The 14,782-nt window shown below is 71.8% G+C and carries 14 protein-coding genes; 4 read left to right on the top strand and 10 right to left on the bottom strand.

What is annotated here, in order from left to right; genetic code table 11:
* Nucleotides 1–504: 504 nt before the first annotated feature.
* A complete protein-coding gene (locus HHX40_RS32535) occupies nucleotides 505–2,418 on the top strand; it encodes a helix-turn-helix domain-containing protein (protein ID WP_182883644.1) in 1,914 nt (637 codons plus the stop codon).
* On the opposite strand, the gene HHX40_RS32530 is transcribed toward HHX40_RS32535, so the two are convergent.
* On the bottom strand, nucleotides 2,362–3,726 hold the full coding sequence (locus HHX40_RS32530) for a transposase (RefSeq protein ID WP_182883643.1): 1,365 nt from the start codon (nucleotides 3,724–3,726) through the stop codon (nucleotides 2,362–2,364). The two genes, HHX40_RS32535 and HHX40_RS32530, sit on opposite strands and share 57 nt — an antisense overlap.
* Before the next feature lie 613 nt (nucleotides 3,727–4,339).
* Here HHX40_RS32530 and HHX40_RS32525 point away from each other — a divergent pair.
* A complete protein-coding gene (locus tag HHX40_RS32525; protein ID WP_182883642.1) occupies nucleotides 4,340–4,687 on the top strand; it encodes a chorismate mutase in 348 nt (115 codons plus the stop codon).
* Between the two features lie 52 nt (nucleotides 4,688–4,739).
* Nucleotides 4,740–6,734, top strand: coding sequence for an AfsR/SARP family transcriptional regulator (locus tag HHX40_RS32520; protein WP_182883641.1), 1,995 nt, complete (start codon nucleotides 4,740–4,742; stop codon nucleotides 6,732–6,734).
* Between the two features lie 81 nt (nucleotides 6,735–6,815).
* On the opposite strand, the gene HHX40_RS32515 is transcribed toward HHX40_RS32520, so the two are convergent.
* Genes HHX40_RS32515 through HHX40_RS32475 form a run of 9 tightly spaced genes read right to left on the bottom strand, consistent with a single transcriptional unit; the run spans nucleotide 6,816 to nucleotide 14,415 of the window.
* Nucleotides 6,816–7,226, bottom strand: a complete 411-nt coding sequence (locus tag HHX40_RS32515; RefSeq protein ID WP_220499856.1) for an MmcQ/YjbR family DNA-binding protein — start codon at nucleotides 7,224–7,226, stop codon at nucleotides 6,816–6,818.
* A complete protein-coding gene (locus HHX40_RS32510; protein WP_182877307.1) occupies nucleotides 7,223–8,299 on the bottom strand; it encodes a [LysW]-lysine hydrolase in 1,077 nt (358 codons plus the stop codon). The genes HHX40_RS32515 and HHX40_RS32510 overlap by 4 nt, the downstream gene beginning before the upstream one ends.
* Nucleotides 8,296–9,126 carry a [LysW]-aminoadipate kinase gene (locus HHX40_RS32505; RefSeq protein ID WP_182877308.1) on the bottom strand — a complete coding sequence of 277 codons (831 nt, stop codon included), beginning with the start codon at nucleotides 9,124–9,126 and terminating at the stop codon, nucleotides 8,296–8,298. Before HHX40_RS32505 ends, HHX40_RS32510 begins: the two co-directional genes overlap by 4 nt.
* 7 nt (nucleotides 9,127–9,133) lie before the next feature.
* Nucleotides 9,134–10,156: an N-acetyl-gamma-glutamyl-phosphate reductase gene (gene argC / locus HHX40_RS32500; protein WP_111701492.1), complete on the bottom strand. Its 1,023-nt coding sequence runs from the start codon at nucleotides 10,154–10,156 to the stop codon at nucleotides 9,134–9,136.
* On the bottom strand, nucleotides 10,153–11,022 hold the full coding sequence (gene lysX, locus HHX40_RS32495; protein WP_182883640.1) for a lysine biosynthesis protein LysX: 870 nt from the start codon (nucleotides 11,020–11,022) through the stop codon (nucleotides 10,153–10,155). The genes argC and lysX overlap by 4 nt, the downstream gene beginning before the upstream one ends.
* A gap of 3 nt (nucleotides 11,023–11,025) precedes the next feature.
* Nucleotides 11,026–11,202, bottom strand: a complete 177-nt coding sequence (locus HHX40_RS32490) for a lysine biosynthesis protein LysW (protein WP_150929950.1) — start codon at nucleotides 11,200–11,202, stop codon at nucleotides 11,026–11,028.
* Nucleotides 11,199–12,212, bottom strand: coding sequence for a transketolase family protein (locus tag HHX40_RS32485; RefSeq protein WP_182883639.1), 1,014 nt, complete (start codon nucleotides 12,210–12,212; stop codon nucleotides 11,199–11,201). The genes HHX40_RS32490 and HHX40_RS32485 overlap by 4 nt, the downstream gene beginning before the upstream one ends.
* Nucleotides 12,209–13,060, bottom strand: coding sequence for a transketolase (locus tag HHX40_RS32480; RefSeq protein ID WP_182883638.1), 852 nt, complete (start codon nucleotides 13,058–13,060; stop codon nucleotides 12,209–12,211). The genes HHX40_RS32485 and HHX40_RS32480 overlap by 4 nt, the downstream gene beginning before the upstream one ends.
* Nucleotides 13,057–14,415: a DegT/DnrJ/EryC1/StrS family aminotransferase gene (locus HHX40_RS32475; protein ID WP_182877311.1), complete on the bottom strand. Its 1,359-nt coding sequence runs from the start codon at nucleotides 14,413–14,415 to the stop codon at nucleotides 13,057–13,059. The genes HHX40_RS32480 and HHX40_RS32475 overlap by 4 nt, the downstream gene beginning before the upstream one ends.
* A gap of 75 nt (nucleotides 14,416–14,490) precedes the next feature.
* Here HHX40_RS32475 and HHX40_RS32470 point away from each other — a divergent pair, with 75 nt between their 5' ends.
* Nucleotides 14,491–14,760 (top strand): hypothetical protein, encoded by a 270-nt coding sequence (locus HHX40_RS32470; protein ID WP_182883637.1) that lies wholly within the window; start codon nucleotides 14,491–14,493, stop codon nucleotides 14,758–14,760.
* The last annotated feature ends 22 nt before the right edge of the window (nucleotides 14,761–14,782 follow it).

Raw genomic sequence — 14,782 nt, 5'->3', positions numbered from 1 at the left:
CTTATGCTAACTTTCACCCGGTGAGGGGAGGCCGGGAAAGGTTGTGGCACAACACACTTTCCGGTCTCGGATGGTGACGGAGTCACCGCGTCGCCCGATGGCGGGAGCCCGGGAGCGGGGCGAGGCGGCGGCGCTGAACAGGAGGCAGGCAGGGGTGTTCGCCGGGGTCACGAGGCGGCCGGCGGCGGTTATGATCACCTCAACCGGACCTGGCGGTGGCGATGGAAGCGCCATCCGCCAGTCGATCCGACGCGCGGTTAAGGTCCGTGTCAACTTGACATCTAGTTGACATGTAGGACCGTAAGGACGGACATTTCGCCTATCGAGTGACCAGCCTGCACCCTCGTGCCCGGCCTCCATCACCCCCAGGAAAGGGCCCTGCTGTGACGACGAGTCAACGGGTTATACTCGCCGTTTCGTCCCCGTGTCCGCCACACGGGCTCCTCCGCCACCCCCGCACGGACGGTCGCGAGCCCCGCCAGTTTCCCGATTGCGAGGCGATGTATGGCTGACACGCTGTCCTTTCTCGAACTCCTGGCGCGGGAGGGGTCGCCGGACGAGTTCGAGATGGTCGTGGCCGTGGCGCGGAGAAACGGGGTGACCGGGGAAGGGCTCGAGGAACTGGAGCGGGCCAAGCGCCTGAGCCTCGCGGTGCACGCCCAGCTCGAACGGCACCAGCAGCGTGAGGGGACCTTCGCGACGCTCGTCGACACGGCCAGGGAGCTCGCCAAGCCGCCGGATCTCGACGTCCTGCTCAACGTGACGACGAGGCGGGCGCGGCTGCTGCTGCGCGTGGACATGGCCTACATCGGCATGCCGGACGACGACCTGAAGGAGGTGTGCATCCGCGCGGCGGACGGCCACACCTCGATGCTCAGCGTCGGACTGCGGCTGCCGAACACCGGGGGCGTCGGGCGCAAGGTGCTCACCGACAGCCTGCCGTTCTGGACCCCCGACTACCTGGTGGACCAGCGTTTCGTGCACAGCGAGCGGACCGACGAGGTCGTGCGGGCGGAGGGGCTGCACGCGATCATGGCCGCGCCGCTGGTGTACGAGAAGGCGCCGTTCGGCATCCTGTACGTCGGCGACCGGAACGTCCGCCACTTCAAGGTGGACGAGATCTCGCTGCTGAGCTCGCTGGCGAGCCTCGCCAGCGCCATGATCGAGAAAGCCCGGTGGCTGGAGGTGGCCACCGGCCGGGCGGAGTCGCTGCGCATCCGGGTGGAGGAGGCGGAGAGCCAGCTCGGCAGCCTGGCGGACCTCGCCGAGGTGCACCAGGGGCTCATGGACATGGCTCTCTCCGGAGGGAACTTCCAGACGCTGGCCGAGGAGGCCGGGCACCGCCTGCGGGCCTCGGTCCAGTTGCGGGCCGCGGACGGCGCGGTCCTGGCCACGGCGGGACGGCTGCCGGAACGCGAGGACCTCGTCCTGCTGGCCCGGATGAACGCGCACGCCGCGCGGGAGCCGTTCCACCTGGAGGGCATGTGGGCGGCGCCCGTCCTCGCCGGCGACGGACACCTCGGCACCCTCCTGGTGTTCCCCACGGAGCCGCTGGACGAATGGGCGCGGCGGCTGCTCGGCATCGTCGCGCAGGTCGCCGCGGTGCTCGTGCTGCTGGACCGCAAACCGGGCATGCTCGAGGCGGGCGACCGTGGCGAACTGCTCGACGACCTCCTCGCCAACCCCCCGCGTCCGGCCCAGCGGCTGCGCAAGCGGGCCCGGTGGCTCGGCATGGACCTCGACACCGACCACGTCGTCGTGCTGAGCCGTACGGACGGCGCCGCCAGGGGGAAGGCCGCGGTGTGGGCCGCGTCGTACGCCCACAGCATGGGCGGCCTGCACACGGTCAAGAACGGGTGCAACGTGCTGCTGCTCATGGGGTCGGACCCGGGGGAGGCCGCGCGGGCCGTGTCCGCCAAGCTGTCCCCTCTGCTGGACACTCCGGTGACGGTCGCGGCGGCGGGTCCGGTCTCCGACCCCGCGTCGGTCCGGTCCGGGTTCGCCGAGGCGCTGCGCTGTCTGGAGGCCATGACGACCCTCGGGGCCGGCGGCTCCGCGGCCTCGGTCGGCGATCTCGGCTTCCTGGGCGTCCTGCTGGCCGACAGCCCGGACATCGACGGATTCATCGCCGCGGCGATCGGGCCCGTGCTGGAGTACGACCGGCAGCGGTCGACCGAACTGGTCCAGACTCTCGGGGCGTACTTCGAGTCGGGGAGCAGTCCCACGTACGCCGCCGAGAAGCTGCACGTCCACCCCAACACCGTGTCCCGTCGTCTGGAACGCATCGGCGAGCTGCTCGGCCCCGGCTGGCAGGACACCGAGCGTTCCCTGGACATCCAGCTGGCGCTCCGGCTCGTGCGCCTACGCCACCTGCTCGGTGGGTCCATCACACCCGGCACCGGGAGGGAAGGCGGGTGAGCCGCGCGCCGCGGTCCTGTCCCGCTCGGTGAGGACCGAGACGGCGCAGGCGGCCGAGGCCAGCGTGGTGTGGCGGTGCCATCCGGAGAACGACCGGCCGGTGAAGTCCCTCATTCCCACGTCGTCGGAGACGTCGGCGAAGTCCTCGTCGACGAGCCGAAGCAGCCGGGTCAGCCTGACCAGCGTGGTGAGATCCGGCGTGTTCAGGTTGGTGAGCCACAGCTCGCCCGGCCGTGCCTCGCCGATTCCGGAGATCCCCAGGAGGAGCAGCTCGCGGTCGTGGCCGCCCGTGTCGGCGGTCCCGCCGGCCCTGCGCACCGGAACTCCTCCCGGCCGCGCGGCGCGGGGCCGTACAACCCCCGACTGTACGGCCCCGGCCGGTAAGGCCCCCGAATTCAGGGCCCCGGCATTCGAGGCCCCCGGATTCGGAACATGGGGGGCGGTGCCTCCGTCGTGGCGGTGCGGCGCCACGACGGAGGCCGTGGCCACCAGGCGGGTGTGCCGCCCGGGGTCGGTGTCCGGCATCTCGACGCGGCGCCGGGTGTGCCGCGCCGCCGACATGATCTGCCGGGCGGAGAGGGCACGCGCCCGGCCGGGAAGGCAGAGCTGCTGATCGCCGTCGATCCTGGCGAGCAGCGGGACGCCGGCGTCGCCGAGCCCCCGCGCGAGAACGTGGACGTCGAGCTCCCGCGCGTCGAGCACGACCGGCCGCACGGGCAGGTCCCACGCCGACAGGTCCAGGAAGGCGTTCACCGCGCAGCCGGACGGCGTGTCGGCGGCGGCGCCCTCGGGAATGGCGGCCCGGCTGCGCCGCCGCTTGTCGTCCAGCCACGCCTCCGGCAGGTGCAGTCTCCAGTTCACCGGGCTGCACAGCTGCTCGGACGCAAGCCACACGCCCATGGCCAGCTGGGCCGTGCCCACCTGGCCGAGACCGGGGAAGAAGCGCCGGTCCACGCCCACCGAGTGCTCGCCCGCCTTGGGGATGAGCACCGGCCGCACGACCCAGGCCTGTGGCGGGGCGACACCGATCACGTATTCGGCCAGCGCCTGCCGCACCGGCATCCAGTCCCAGGTCGAGTCGCAGACGAAGTGGTGCAGGCTCTGCTCGGTGGCCGGGCCGCCGATCACGCCGGCGATGTTCCTGATCGACTTTCGTCCGGTCGCGGTGAGAAGTCCGTACAGGTAGTCCATTCCCCTGCTGCGCTGGTCGCGGCGGCGAAGAGGCGCGAAGAGCGCCGCGCAGAGCTCGGCGGGCAGGATCTCGTCGGGCAGGATGCGGTCCGGATCTGCGCTGCGCGTGTCGCGCATGGTGGGTCACCCCGGGCGAATGGCGGGCGGACGTGTCGCCTCCACCATCGGCCGCGGGCGCGGCGCGCGCCTAGATGCGCTCGCCCTCATGTGGCCGTCCGCGGTGGTGACGCCGTCACCCCGCGCCCTTTTCGCGCCTCCAGGCCCGAGATCTTCTCGCTCCGGTCACTCGTCCGCAGTGTGGCCGGGCCACCACGGGCGGACGCCGGGCGGATGTGCGCGTGTGGCACGGTCACCCCGGTGTGTTCCGTACGGCCCGCGGCGGTGGGAGCGGGGCGGCGGCGTGGCCCGCGGTCCGGTGCCGGCCGGTCGGCGGCGGGCTTGGCGGAGACAGTCCCTGGTCACCGTGTGCGGTGGGCCCCAAAGTTGGCTGAAATGGCGATAATCTTGAGAAATCTGCCTTACCACAGACATGACGGATTTTGAGGATATCCGTTGACGACCCCCCAGGCCTCCCGGACGATCCTCCACATACCGGGAAGTTGCCGCACACCAGGACTAAGGGGGGAACACCATGATACCGCCCTAAGAGATCCGACACCTAACTTTGCCGAGTGCGCGCCTCATCCTGTTGCGCCGCCGGCGCATCCGTTGGTTCGAAGGGACGTTTCCCGTGGCGAAACTCAACGTACTCAGAGCGCAAATAGACGGCCTCGACCGGAAATTGGCGGAAATTATCGCCGAACGTCTCGGGCTGTGTGCTCAGGTGGCTCACGTGAAGTTGGCCGAGGGAATTTCCATGATGCAGCCGGACCGCGTCACCGCAGTTCGTGAAGCCTACGCCGGCCGGGCGCGGGAGCTGGGCGTGTCACCGGACCTTCTGGTCCAGGTGGCCGTTCTCCTCATCGACGAGGCCTGCCGGCTGGAGGCGGGAATCATGGGAACGTCGATCGGACCCCACACCTCTGAACATACCCGGGCAGGCGGAGCTGGAGGCGTAGCCGATGGGACCCGAGTGTAATACCGAGACAGATGAGGGCGAAGTATTCTTTCGAATACTGGGCCCTTTTCAAGTGAGTGTCGGAAATACGGTCGTCAAGCTCGCCAAGAACAGGCAGCTGACCGTTCTCGCGCTTCTGGCGACCGAGGCAAACAAGATCGTGTCGGTGGGGAGAATCATCGACGCGGTCTGGGGGGACGCTTCGCCGATCACGGCGGACAAGCAGATCCAGACCTGTGTGTGGCGGCTGCGTTCGGTCTTCGAGGCGGCCGGCGCGCCCGCGAACATCATCGAGACCACCCAGGGGGGATACCGGCTGCGCCTCGGCGAGTCGGGCCTGGACGCGTGGCTGTTCGAGCGGGCCGTGGCCCGTGGTCGGAGCAGGGTGGAAGACGGTGATCTCGGCGGTGCGGCGGAGGAGTACCGCGCGGCCCTGTCGCTGTTCCGCGGCCAGCCGCTCGCGGAACTCGACAGCGCGGTGATCGAGGCGGTCGCCACCTACTGGGCCGAGCGAAGGCTGTCGGTGCTGGAGGAGTGCCTCGACCTCGAACTCGCCATGGGCAGGCACCGCGAACTGGTGGGGGAGCTCAGGCTGCTCGTGGAGGAGCACCCGCTGCGCGAGCATCTGCGCGCCAAGCTCATGACGGCGCTGTACCTGTCCGACCGGCGCGCAGACGCGCTGGCGGTGTACCGCGCCGGCCGGACCGCGCTGGTCAACAACCTCGGCCTCGATCCCTGCGCGCGCCTGCAGGACCTGCACCGCCGGATCATCTCCGGGCACCCCGTCCCCTCGCCGTTCCCGCAGCGTGCCCGGCACGCGGCGAAGATCCCCGCGCAGCTGCCCGCCGGCGTCGGCGACTTCACCGGCAGGCTCGACCAGGTCGACTGGCTGTGCCGGGAGCTCAACCACGACCGGGCCGACCGGCCGCGGGTCATCGCCCTGGTGGGCCGCGGCGGCGTGGGCAAGACGGCGCTGGCCGTCCACGCGGCACACAAGGTGCGCGACCACTACCCGGACGGGCAGATCCACGCCAACCTGCGCGGCAGCACCGAACCCCGGCAGCCGGCCGACGTGCTCGCCGAGTTCCTGCACGCGCTGGGGGTGCCGCAGCGGAGCGTCCCGCCGGACCTGTCCGGCCGCGCGACGCTGTTCCGCAGCGTCAGCGCCGGCCGCCGCCTGCTCATCCTGCTGGACGACGTGGCGGACTACGAGCAGATCGAGCCGCTGCTGCCCGGTGACCGGGGGAGCGTGGTGCTGTGCACGAGCCAGCCCAGCATGATCCAGGCGCCCGGTGTCGCGATGCGCCGCGTCGAAGGGCTCACCACCGCCGAGGGCGTGCAACTGCTCGCCCAGCTCGTGGGGGCGGAGCGCGTCGCCCAGGAGCCGGAGAGCGCCCGGCTGGTCGTGGAGCGTTGCGGGCACCTGCCGCTGGCGATCCGCGCCGCCGGCGCCCGCCTCAACGCCCGCCCGGCCTACCGGCTCGACCGGTTCGTCGACCGCCTGTCGGACGAGGACCGCAGGATCACCGAGCTGACCTACGGTTCCCTGGACACCGGCGCGCGGCTCGTCGCCTCGGCGGAGCGGCTGCCCGACGTGGCCCGCACGCTGTGGCTGCTGCTGAGCGTCATGAACCTGTCGCACGTGTCGGCCTGGGCGGCGGCCGCGGTCGCCGACCTGTCGGAGGACGAGGCGCAGCGGCTGCTCGACGTCCTGGTCGACCACCAGATGCTCGACGTGGTGAGCGAGGACGGCCTGGGCGGTTCCCGCTACGAGTTCCATTCGCTGGTGCGGATCCGGGCCCGTGCGCTCGCGACCGCGGAGCTCGACGCGACGACCCGCGCCAAGGCCCGTGACCGGCTCCTCGACGTGTTCCTGTGGCTTGAGGAGCACGCGCGGGTGGCCCTCCGCTCACCCCGCAACGGGCTGTCGCGTCCCGCGCCGGCCTCCGTGCTGCGCATCGGCCGGACCATCATCCGCGACATCGCCCAGTACGCCGACGTGTGGCTCGCCCAGGAGCGGCCCAACCTCGCCGAACTCCGCGAGCCGCTCGTCGCCACGAGCGTGTGACGATGCCACGGCCGGCGACGACGGTACGGGCGACGACGACCCCGGCCCCCAGGGCGGCCGAGCCGCCGGGGCCGGGGAGGTTCAGCGCTCCGGCGGCGGGTCCAGTTGTCCGGCCAGCCTCCTGGGCGCCAGGTGGCGGTAGCTCTCGGCGAGCAGCTCCGCCACCTCGGACCAGTCCACGTCCTCCTCGACGACCATGCCGACGATGTCGCGGAACCAGGGCGGCCGGAAGAACGGATGGCCGAGGCCGCCCAGGGCGGCCAGTTCCTCCCCGGACGACCGGAACGTCAGCACGACCGCCGGCCCGGACGTGCCGGCCGCCCGCGCGTACGCGGGAGGCCGGCCGTCCTGGACCACGAGCACGTGGGCGAAGGTCTTCCTGCCCACCCGCCACCGCGTGCCCACCCACGCCTGCTCCTCGTACGCCTCGGGCAGGCGCAGGCAGGCCTCCCGGAGGCGGGCCACGATCTCGCCGGGAACCTCCGCCGTCAACGCCACTCCGCCTGGGCGAGGATCCCGAGCGCCTCACGCAGGACCTCCACGGCCCTGCCGTACTCGATCATGTCGATGTGCTCCCGATCGGTGTGGTCGAGGCTGGAGTCACCGGGACCGTAGACCGCCATGGGCACCTGCCAGCGGGGCTCCACGATGTTCAGGTCGGCGGTCCCGGTCTTCAGCTTGAGCTTCGGCCGCTCCCCCCGGCGCCGGATGCCGGCGCACAGCGCCCGTACGGCGGGCCCCGCGGGGTCCACCCGCACCGGCGGCGTCCGGTCGTCGACGTACAGCGTCCCGTCCCTCGCGGCGTCGGTGACGAAGCGCTCGAAGGCCGCCAGGTCGAACCCCGGCGGGGTGCGTACGGACACGGTCATCAGCGCCTGCTCGATCGTGCCGGTGATGTCGTTCAGCGTGGGGATGGGACGGTCGAAGGCCCGGTCGCCCGCCCCCACCACCTCGCAGTAGGAGTCGCAGTAGGACCGGACCCGGTCCCAGAAGAGGGCCGCGGCCTCGGTGGCCTTCTCCTCCGGGCTGGCCGTGTGCACCGCCGGCCGGCTGACGTCGTAGCGCATCATGACGCGGCCCTTGTAGCCGATGCCGACGCCGGCCCAGCCGTTGGGCTCGCCGACGACGGCCACGTCCGGCCGGAAGGTCTCGGCGAGGTGCTGCGCGCCCTTGCCGAAGGTCTCCTCCTCGACGACCCCGGCCACCACCACCTGCATGCCGCGCAGGTCCGCCGCGGCGGCGGCCGCGATCATCGTGGCGAGCGGCCCCTTGGCGTCCACGGTGCCCCGCCCGTACAGGAGGGAGCCCTCCTGCCGGACCGGGATGTCGCCGGGCACGGTGTCCATGTGACCCATCAACATGATCATAGGCGCGTCGGGGTCGCCGCGCCTGCCGATCACGTTGCCCACCTCGTCGATGTGACTGCGGAATCCCCACTCGGGCAGTTCGCGCGCGAGCAGGGCGGCCAGTTCGGCCTCCTCACCCGTCGTCGACGGCACCTCCACCATGCGGCGCAGCAGGGTCTCGGCCCTGCTCGTCGTACCGCCGCTCACGCTGCTGGTCATCGCGCTCCTTTGACGAGGGTGGTTCCTGCTCCGGCCCGTGCGGCGAGCACCGGCGAGGGACCGCGTCCGTCGCCGAGGACGACATGCGGCACGCCCGCCAGGCACGCCTCGCCCGCGGTCCGCAGTTTGACCTTCATGCGCCCGCCGGCCAGGTCGAGGTACTCGGCGAGGTCCTCGCACGGGATCTCGGCCACCAGGCTGGCGGGGTCGCCGGCGTCCCGCAGGAGCCCCGGCACGTTGGACAGGATGATGAGCCAGTCGGCCTCCAGCGCGACCGCGAGATGCGCGGCGAACCGGTCGGCGTCCACGTTGAGCAGCCCGGAGCCGCCGGACCCGGCGTCGGACTCCGGGTCGTACGCGGGCGGCGAGATCACCGGCACGTACCCCGCCGCGAGCAGGGTCCGCGGCAGGTGGGCGTCCACCGCCGAGATCCGCCCCGACAGGTCGTCGCGGACCACCCGCCGGACGCCGTCCACGACGACGTTCGCCGGAGGCGTCCGCCGGGCGGTGACCATCCCGCCGTCGGCTCCCGACAGGCCCACCGCGCGGACGCCGAGCCGGAGCAGCTCGGTCACCAGCGGGGGCTTCAGGCGGCCGAGCATGCCGAGGACGAGCACGTCGAGCGCCGCCGCGTCGGTGTACCGGCTGCGGCGCCCGCCGGGCGCGGTCAGGTACCGCCTCGGGCGGCCGAGCTCGTCCGCGAGCCGGTCGGCCTCGGCGCCGCCGCCGTGGACCACGACCACACTGTCGCCGCGGTCCACCAGCGCGCGGATGTCGGCGCACGCCCGGGACATGTCCGCGCCGAGCGATCCGCCGACCTTGATCACATACCGTTCAGATCGGGTGGAGTCCGACGAAGTCGAGTCCCGCGGTCTCCTCCCAGTCAGCGGCGATGTTGAGGCACTGGACGGCATTTCCGGCACCTCCCTTCACCAGGTTGTCCAGTGCGGCCACGACCACCAGGTGGTCGCCGCCGGGGGCGAGGGCCAGCCCGATGTCGCAGAAGTTGCTGCCGGCCAGGATCTTCGGTTCCGGCATGCGGTGCAGCGCCGAGCGTTCCCTGATCACACGGACGAACGGCTCCTCGCCGTACGCCTTGCGGTAGACGGCCCACAGTTCCCGTTCGGTGACCGTGCGGGAGGGGGTGACGTGGCAGGCGACCTGCACCCCGCGCACCGCCTCGACGGCGGTCACCGACATGTGCGCCGTGATCCCGCACGCCTGCTCGATCTCCGCGGTGTGGCGGTGCCCGTGGGGTTTGGCCATCCGCATCGCGCCGCTGCGCTCGGGATGGTGGCTGCCCTCGTCGGGCGTCCGCCCGCCGCCGCTGGATCCCGTACGGGCGTCGACGACCACCGGGCCGCCGATCAGCCCCTCGGCCGCCAGCGGGTGCAGCGCGAGGATCGCCGCGTTGGCCATGCAGCCGGCCACCGCGATGTGGGTGGCGCCGCGCAGCCCGTCCCGGTTGAGCTCGGGGATGCCGGGCTGGAAGCGGGCCAGCCAGGCGGGGTCGGGCGGCGGCCCGGGGTAGAAGCGCGCCCGCCTCTCCGGGTCGTGGATCCGGAAGTCCGCGCTGAGGTCCACGACCGTCGGCGCGAGCCCCGACCAGCGTTCGACGGAGCGCATCGACGTGCCGTGCGGGGTCGCGAGGAAGACGACGTCGCAGGGCGACAGGTCCTCCTCGCGGGTGAAGCACAGGTCGGTCTGGCCGCGCAGGTTCGGGTGGGAGACCCGCAGGGGACGCCCGGCCTGCCGTTCCGAGGTGACCTGTGCCAGTTCGATGTGCGGATGACGCAGCAGCAGCCGGACGATCTCCCCGCCGATGTAGCCGCTGCCGCCGACGACGGCGGCCCTCATGGCGCCAGCGCTCCGAGGACGTGGCCGACGACGAGGTCGGCCAGATCCACCTCGGTCGCCTGGATGAGCCCGTGGAACTCCATGGTGTGGTTCACCTCGGTGACCAGCAGTTCCCCGGTCGCGCGCTCGATCAGGTCCACCGCGAGCATGCCGCCGCCGACCGCCTGGGCCGCCCGCAGCGAGAGCTTCACCAGGTCGTCGGTGAGAGGGCACCGCTCCGTGGACGCGCCGCGGGCGGTGTTGGTGATCCAGTGGCCGGAGCGGCGGTAGACCGCGGCCACCACCTCGTCGCCGAGCACGATCACCCTGAGGTCGCGGCCCGGCTTGTCGATGTACTCCTGCACGTAGAAGACCGAGTGCACCGGCGAGCGCAGCGACTGCTTGTGCTCGATCAGCGCCTCGGCCGCGTCACGGTCGTTGACCTTGGCCAGCAGCCGGCCCCACGAGCCGACGGCCGGTTTGACCACGGCCGGGTAACCGACGCGTTCGATGGCCTCCAGGGCGGCGTCGGGAGTCAGCGCGACGACCGTCACCGGTGTCGGTATCCCGGCGCCGGCCAGCGCCAGCGAGGTGAGGATCTTGTCGCCGCACGTCTCGATCACGGCGCTCGGGTTGAAGACCGGCAGGTTGCCGGCCTCGAACAGGCGCGCCGCGTACAGGCTGCGCGTGTGGGACATGCTCCGGTTGAGCACGCCCCGGTAGCGGCCCGCCACGGGCGCGCCGAGGTCGCCGACCACCCGGCGTTCGTCGATCTGCTCGTACGGCACGCCGCGCCGTTCGAGGGCCTCGAAGATCAAGCGTTCCTCGAGGCGCGTGCGGGTGGTCAGGACGGCGAGCGGACCGTCCTGACCAGCGCTGATTGTCACGTTCTACTCCCCGAAGTCTTCCTCGATCTCCGGCGCGAGCGCGAACTCGGCGGGGTCGAGGCCGATGACCTCGAGCTCCGCCTGGCAGGCCGGGCATACGACGATCGAGGTCACCCGCAGGTCCGAGGACGTGGGTACGGCCTCGGTGCAGTCGGGACAGGTGCTCACTGCGACGGTCATGGAGACTCTCCTTGTTCGGTGCTGATGCGAACATCCGGACGACCACGCAGGACGGACTCGGCCGCGCGGACCACGTGGTCCCGCGACACGCCGCACTGCGCGAGCTGTTCCTCGTGACTGCCGGGCCGGGAGCAGAACGCGTCGCCGACGCCCACGCGCACCACCCGCGCCGGCCGGTGTTCGGCCAGGGCCTCGGCGACCGCGCCGCCCAGCCCGCCGAGCACGGAGTGGTCCTCGACGGTTACGACGCCCGCGGTCGTCTCCGCCGCCTCCACCAGGGCGGCGACGTCCAGCGGCTTGATCGTGTGCATGTTCAGCACGCACGCCTCGATCCCCGCCGCGGCGAGCCTGCGCGCCGCGTCGAGCGCGAACCGTACGGGGAGGGCCCCCGCGGCCACGATCGTCACGTCGCCGCCCGCGCGCAGCCGTTCCGCTCGGCCCACGGTGAAGTCGGCGTCGTCGGTGTAGACCGGAGGGGTCGGGTTGCGGCCGAGCCTGATGTAGACCGGTCCCGGCAGGTAGGCGGAGGCCCGGACCATGCGGACGGTCTCCGCGGGGTCCGCGGGCGTCATCACGGTCATGTTCGGCAGGCCCCGCATGATCGCGAGGTCCTGCTGGGCGTGGTGCGTGGGGCCGAGGTGGGCGGCGGACAGCCCGGAGTGGGTGCCGACGATCCGCACCGGAAGCGCGTGGTAGGCGACGTCGATCTTGACTTGTTCCAGGGCCCGCGCCGAGGCGAAGGCCGCCATCGTGTTGACGAACGGCAGGACGCCGGTGCTCGCCACGGCCGCCGCCACGGTGATCAGGTTGGCCTCGGCGATGCCCAGGTCGACGTACTGGCCCGGCAGTTCGGCCTCGAACTGCCGCTCCAGCCCGCCCATGTCGGAGTCCAGGCACCAGACACGGCCGTCCGCCCGGGCCAGCTCCAGCAGCGTGGCCCGGTAGGCGGCGCGGTCGGAGTCGGGCGCCGGCGCCCGGGCCGGGGCGCCGCGCTCGCGTGTGGTGGTCATGCCGCGGCTCGCAGCGCGGCCAGGGCCCGCTCGTACGCGTCGGGGCCGAGCTTGGCGAAGTGACTCTGCTTGCGGTGCTCCAGGTGACGCACCCCCCGGCCCTTCACGGTGTCGGCGATGAGCACGGCCGGGCCTCCCGGCGCGGGCGGGGTGCGCAGGGCCGGCACCAGTTCGGCGAAGTCGTGCCCGTCGGCGTGCGACACCTGCCAGCCGAACGCGCGCCACCGGTCGGCCAGGGGCTCCAGCCGCATCCGGTCCTCCGTCGAGCCGTTGATCTGCAGCCGGTTCCGGTCGATCACCGCGGTGAGGTTGTCCAGCCGGTAGTGCGCCGCCGACATCGCGGCCTCCCACACCGTGCCCTCCTGCAGTTCGCCATCGCCGAGCAGGACGAACACGCGGTTGGCGCGCCCGGCCCGCTTGGCCGCGAGCGCCAGGCCGACGGCGAGGGACAGGCCGTGGCCGAGCGACCCGGTGGCGAACTCCACCCCCGGGACCGCGGGGGTGGGGTGGGCCATGAGCCTGCCGTCGGGGTGGCCGTAGGTCGCCAGCTCCGAGCGCGGGAAGAAGCCGCGCTCGGCGAGCGTGGAGTACAGCGCGGCGCTGGCGTGCCCCTTGCTCAGCACGAAGTAGTCGCGCCCGGACCAGCGGGGCTCCTGCGGGCGTACCCGCAGGACCTCGAAGTACAGCGCGACGAGGATGTCCGCGGCCGACAGCGACCCCCCTATGTGGGTGCCGACGGCCCCGGCGCCGATGGCCAGCACGTGCTCCCGCACCGCCAGGGCGGTGCGGGACAACGCGGCCGGGTCGACGGCGCCCTCGGGGCTCCGCGCGACGGTCTCGACGGTCATGCGGCCGCTCCGGCGTGCGCGTGACCGACGCCCTTCACCGCCGCCCACGGCGGGGCGTACGGCGCGGACCGCGCGAAGCGGCCGATCACGTCGAGGTTCTCCCAGACCCGCTGGAAGGCGTCGGCGTACTCCTCCAGCGCCGGCCCGGCGTCCGGGTTGAGGTGCATGCGCCGCAGGCACAGGGAGTCCTCGATGACCGCGCAGGTCACCGGGTAGTCGGCCAGGTCGTAACGCTGGGGGTTGACCCCCGGCAGCGACCAGGGGTAGCCCCGGCCGTACGCGTCCTGCTCCTGGAACACCGGCTGACCGGGCAACGGGATGATCTGGTAGTGCGTCAGCGGCACGCCCTCGGCCAGCAGCGCGCGGCGCAGCGCCTGCCGGAACTGGCCGGGCGTGATGCCGTCCAGCCCCGCGGCCTCCGGGTCGAAGCGGAAGCGCAGCATGTGCCACATGTGGGTGCGGTCGTCCGGCACGGAGGGCAGGACGATGCCGGGCAGCTCGGCGAGCCGGTTCAGGAACACCGGGATGTTCTGCTCACGCCGCACCTGGTAGTCCCAGAAGCGGTCGAGCTGGGCCCGGGTGAAGGCGGCGAGGACCGCGCTGAGCTTGAGGTTCGACCCCCGCGTGGCGGAGACGTAGAGGCGCTCCTCCGTGCTCAGGTCCTCGCCCAGGATGCGCAGGCTGCGGCAGCGCTCGGCGACCCGCTCGTCGTCGGTGACGATCAGCCCGCCCTCCCCGCAGGTCGGGATGCTCTTCTCCACGTTGAGGCTGAAGCAGCCGACGTCGCCGATCGAGCCCGCCGTGCGGCCGCGGTACTTGCCTCCCTGGGCCTGGACCGCGTCCTCGATGACGTAGAGGTCGTACTTGCGCGCCAGCGCCAGGATCTCGTCCATGTCGGCCGGCAGGCCGCCGAGATGCACCGGGATGATCGCGCGCGTACGGTTGGTGATCTTCGCCTCGATCTGCGTGACGTCGATGTTGAACGACACGGGGTCGATGTCGACGAACACGGGGACGGCGAGCTGGTAGAGGGGAGCCATCGCGGTCGCGACGTAGCTCAGGGCCGGCACGATCACCTCGTCGCCGGGGCCGATGCCGAGCGCGGTCAGCGCCAGCTCCAGCGCCACCGTGCCGCTGTTGACCGACACCGCGTGACGGGTGTCGCAGAATGCGGCCCATTCGCTTTCCAGCCCGCTGATCTCGGGCTCTTCCTTCGCGCCCACGGTGAATTTTCCGTGGTCGAGCACGCGTAGTACGGCGTCCCGATCGGCCTGCGTCACCACCGGCCATTCCAGTCTGCGGTATTCCGGCCGGACCGCGGGCTTGCCGCCGAACATCGCCAGATCGGCCTTCATTTCTCTCCTTCTGCCGCACCATTTCCCTTATTCGGGCGTCAGGCGGAGACCACGCTAGGCGTTTGTTCTCTCGCCATGGTATTGAAATGGCACGCCTTTTCTCTCGCCGTGGTATTGATTCGAGCTGATATTTCTCTCGGCAATAGAAATGGCGATGCGGACGGCTTCGCCCGGCGCGGGCGGCGCAGGGGAGAATGGCATGCGGTACGCGCCGGCCGTGTGGCCGCGGCCGTCCGGATGGCGCACTTGTGGTGGTCCGGAAAGGTGATTGAAGACCTCGGCCGAGATGCGCCGGTCGACATAGAATTACGGGGGATGCCGGAATTACGCTCGACGATGGCCTGACGACTCAGGCGGGTCCAGGAGG

This window comes from Microbispora sp. H10949 (assembly GCF_014161435.1).
GTDB classification, from domain to species: Bacteria; Actinomycetota; Actinomycetes; order Streptosporangiales; family Streptosporangiaceae; genus Microbispora; species Microbispora triticiradicis.
This window is presented reverse-complemented; position numbering and strand designations above follow the sequence as displayed.

Bases quoted from the DNA above. Each gene is read 5' to 3' on its own strand.
- HHX40_RS32535 (WP_182883644.1), top strand. From the start codon at position 505: ATGGCTGACACGCTGTCCTTTCTCGAACTCCTGGCGCGGGAGGGGTCG.
- HHX40_RS32475 (WP_182877311.1), bottom strand. From the start codon at position 14,415: ATGAAGGCCGATCTGGCGATGTTCGGCGGCAAGCCCGCGGTCCGGCCG.
- HHX40_RS32485 (WP_182883639.1), bottom strand. From the start codon at position 12,212: ATGACCACCACACGCGAGCGCGGCGCCCCGGCCCGGGCGCCGGCGCCC.
- argC (WP_111701492.1), bottom strand. From the start codon at position 10,156: ATGAGGGCCGCCGTCGTCGGCGGCAGCGGCTACATCGGCGGGGAGATC.
- HHX40_RS32510 (WP_182877307.1), bottom strand. From the start codon at position 8,299: ATGACCAGCAGCGTGAGCGGCGGTACGACGAGCAGGGCCGAGACCCTG.
- HHX40_RS32470 (WP_182883637.1), top strand. From the start codon at position 14,491: ATGGTATTGAAATGGCACGCCTTTTCTCTCGCCGTGGTATTGATTCGA.
- HHX40_RS32480 (WP_182883638.1), bottom strand. From the start codon at position 13,060: ATGACCGTCGAGACCGTCGCGCGGAGCCCCGAGGGCGCCGTCGACCCG.
- HHX40_RS32530 (WP_182883643.1), bottom strand. From the start codon at position 3,726: ATGCGCGACACGCGCAGCGCAGATCCGGACCGCATCCTGCCCGACGAG.
- HHX40_RS32490 (WP_150929950.1), bottom strand. From the start codon at position 11,202: ATGACCGTCGCAGTGAGCACCTGTCCCGACTGCACCGAGGCCGTACCC.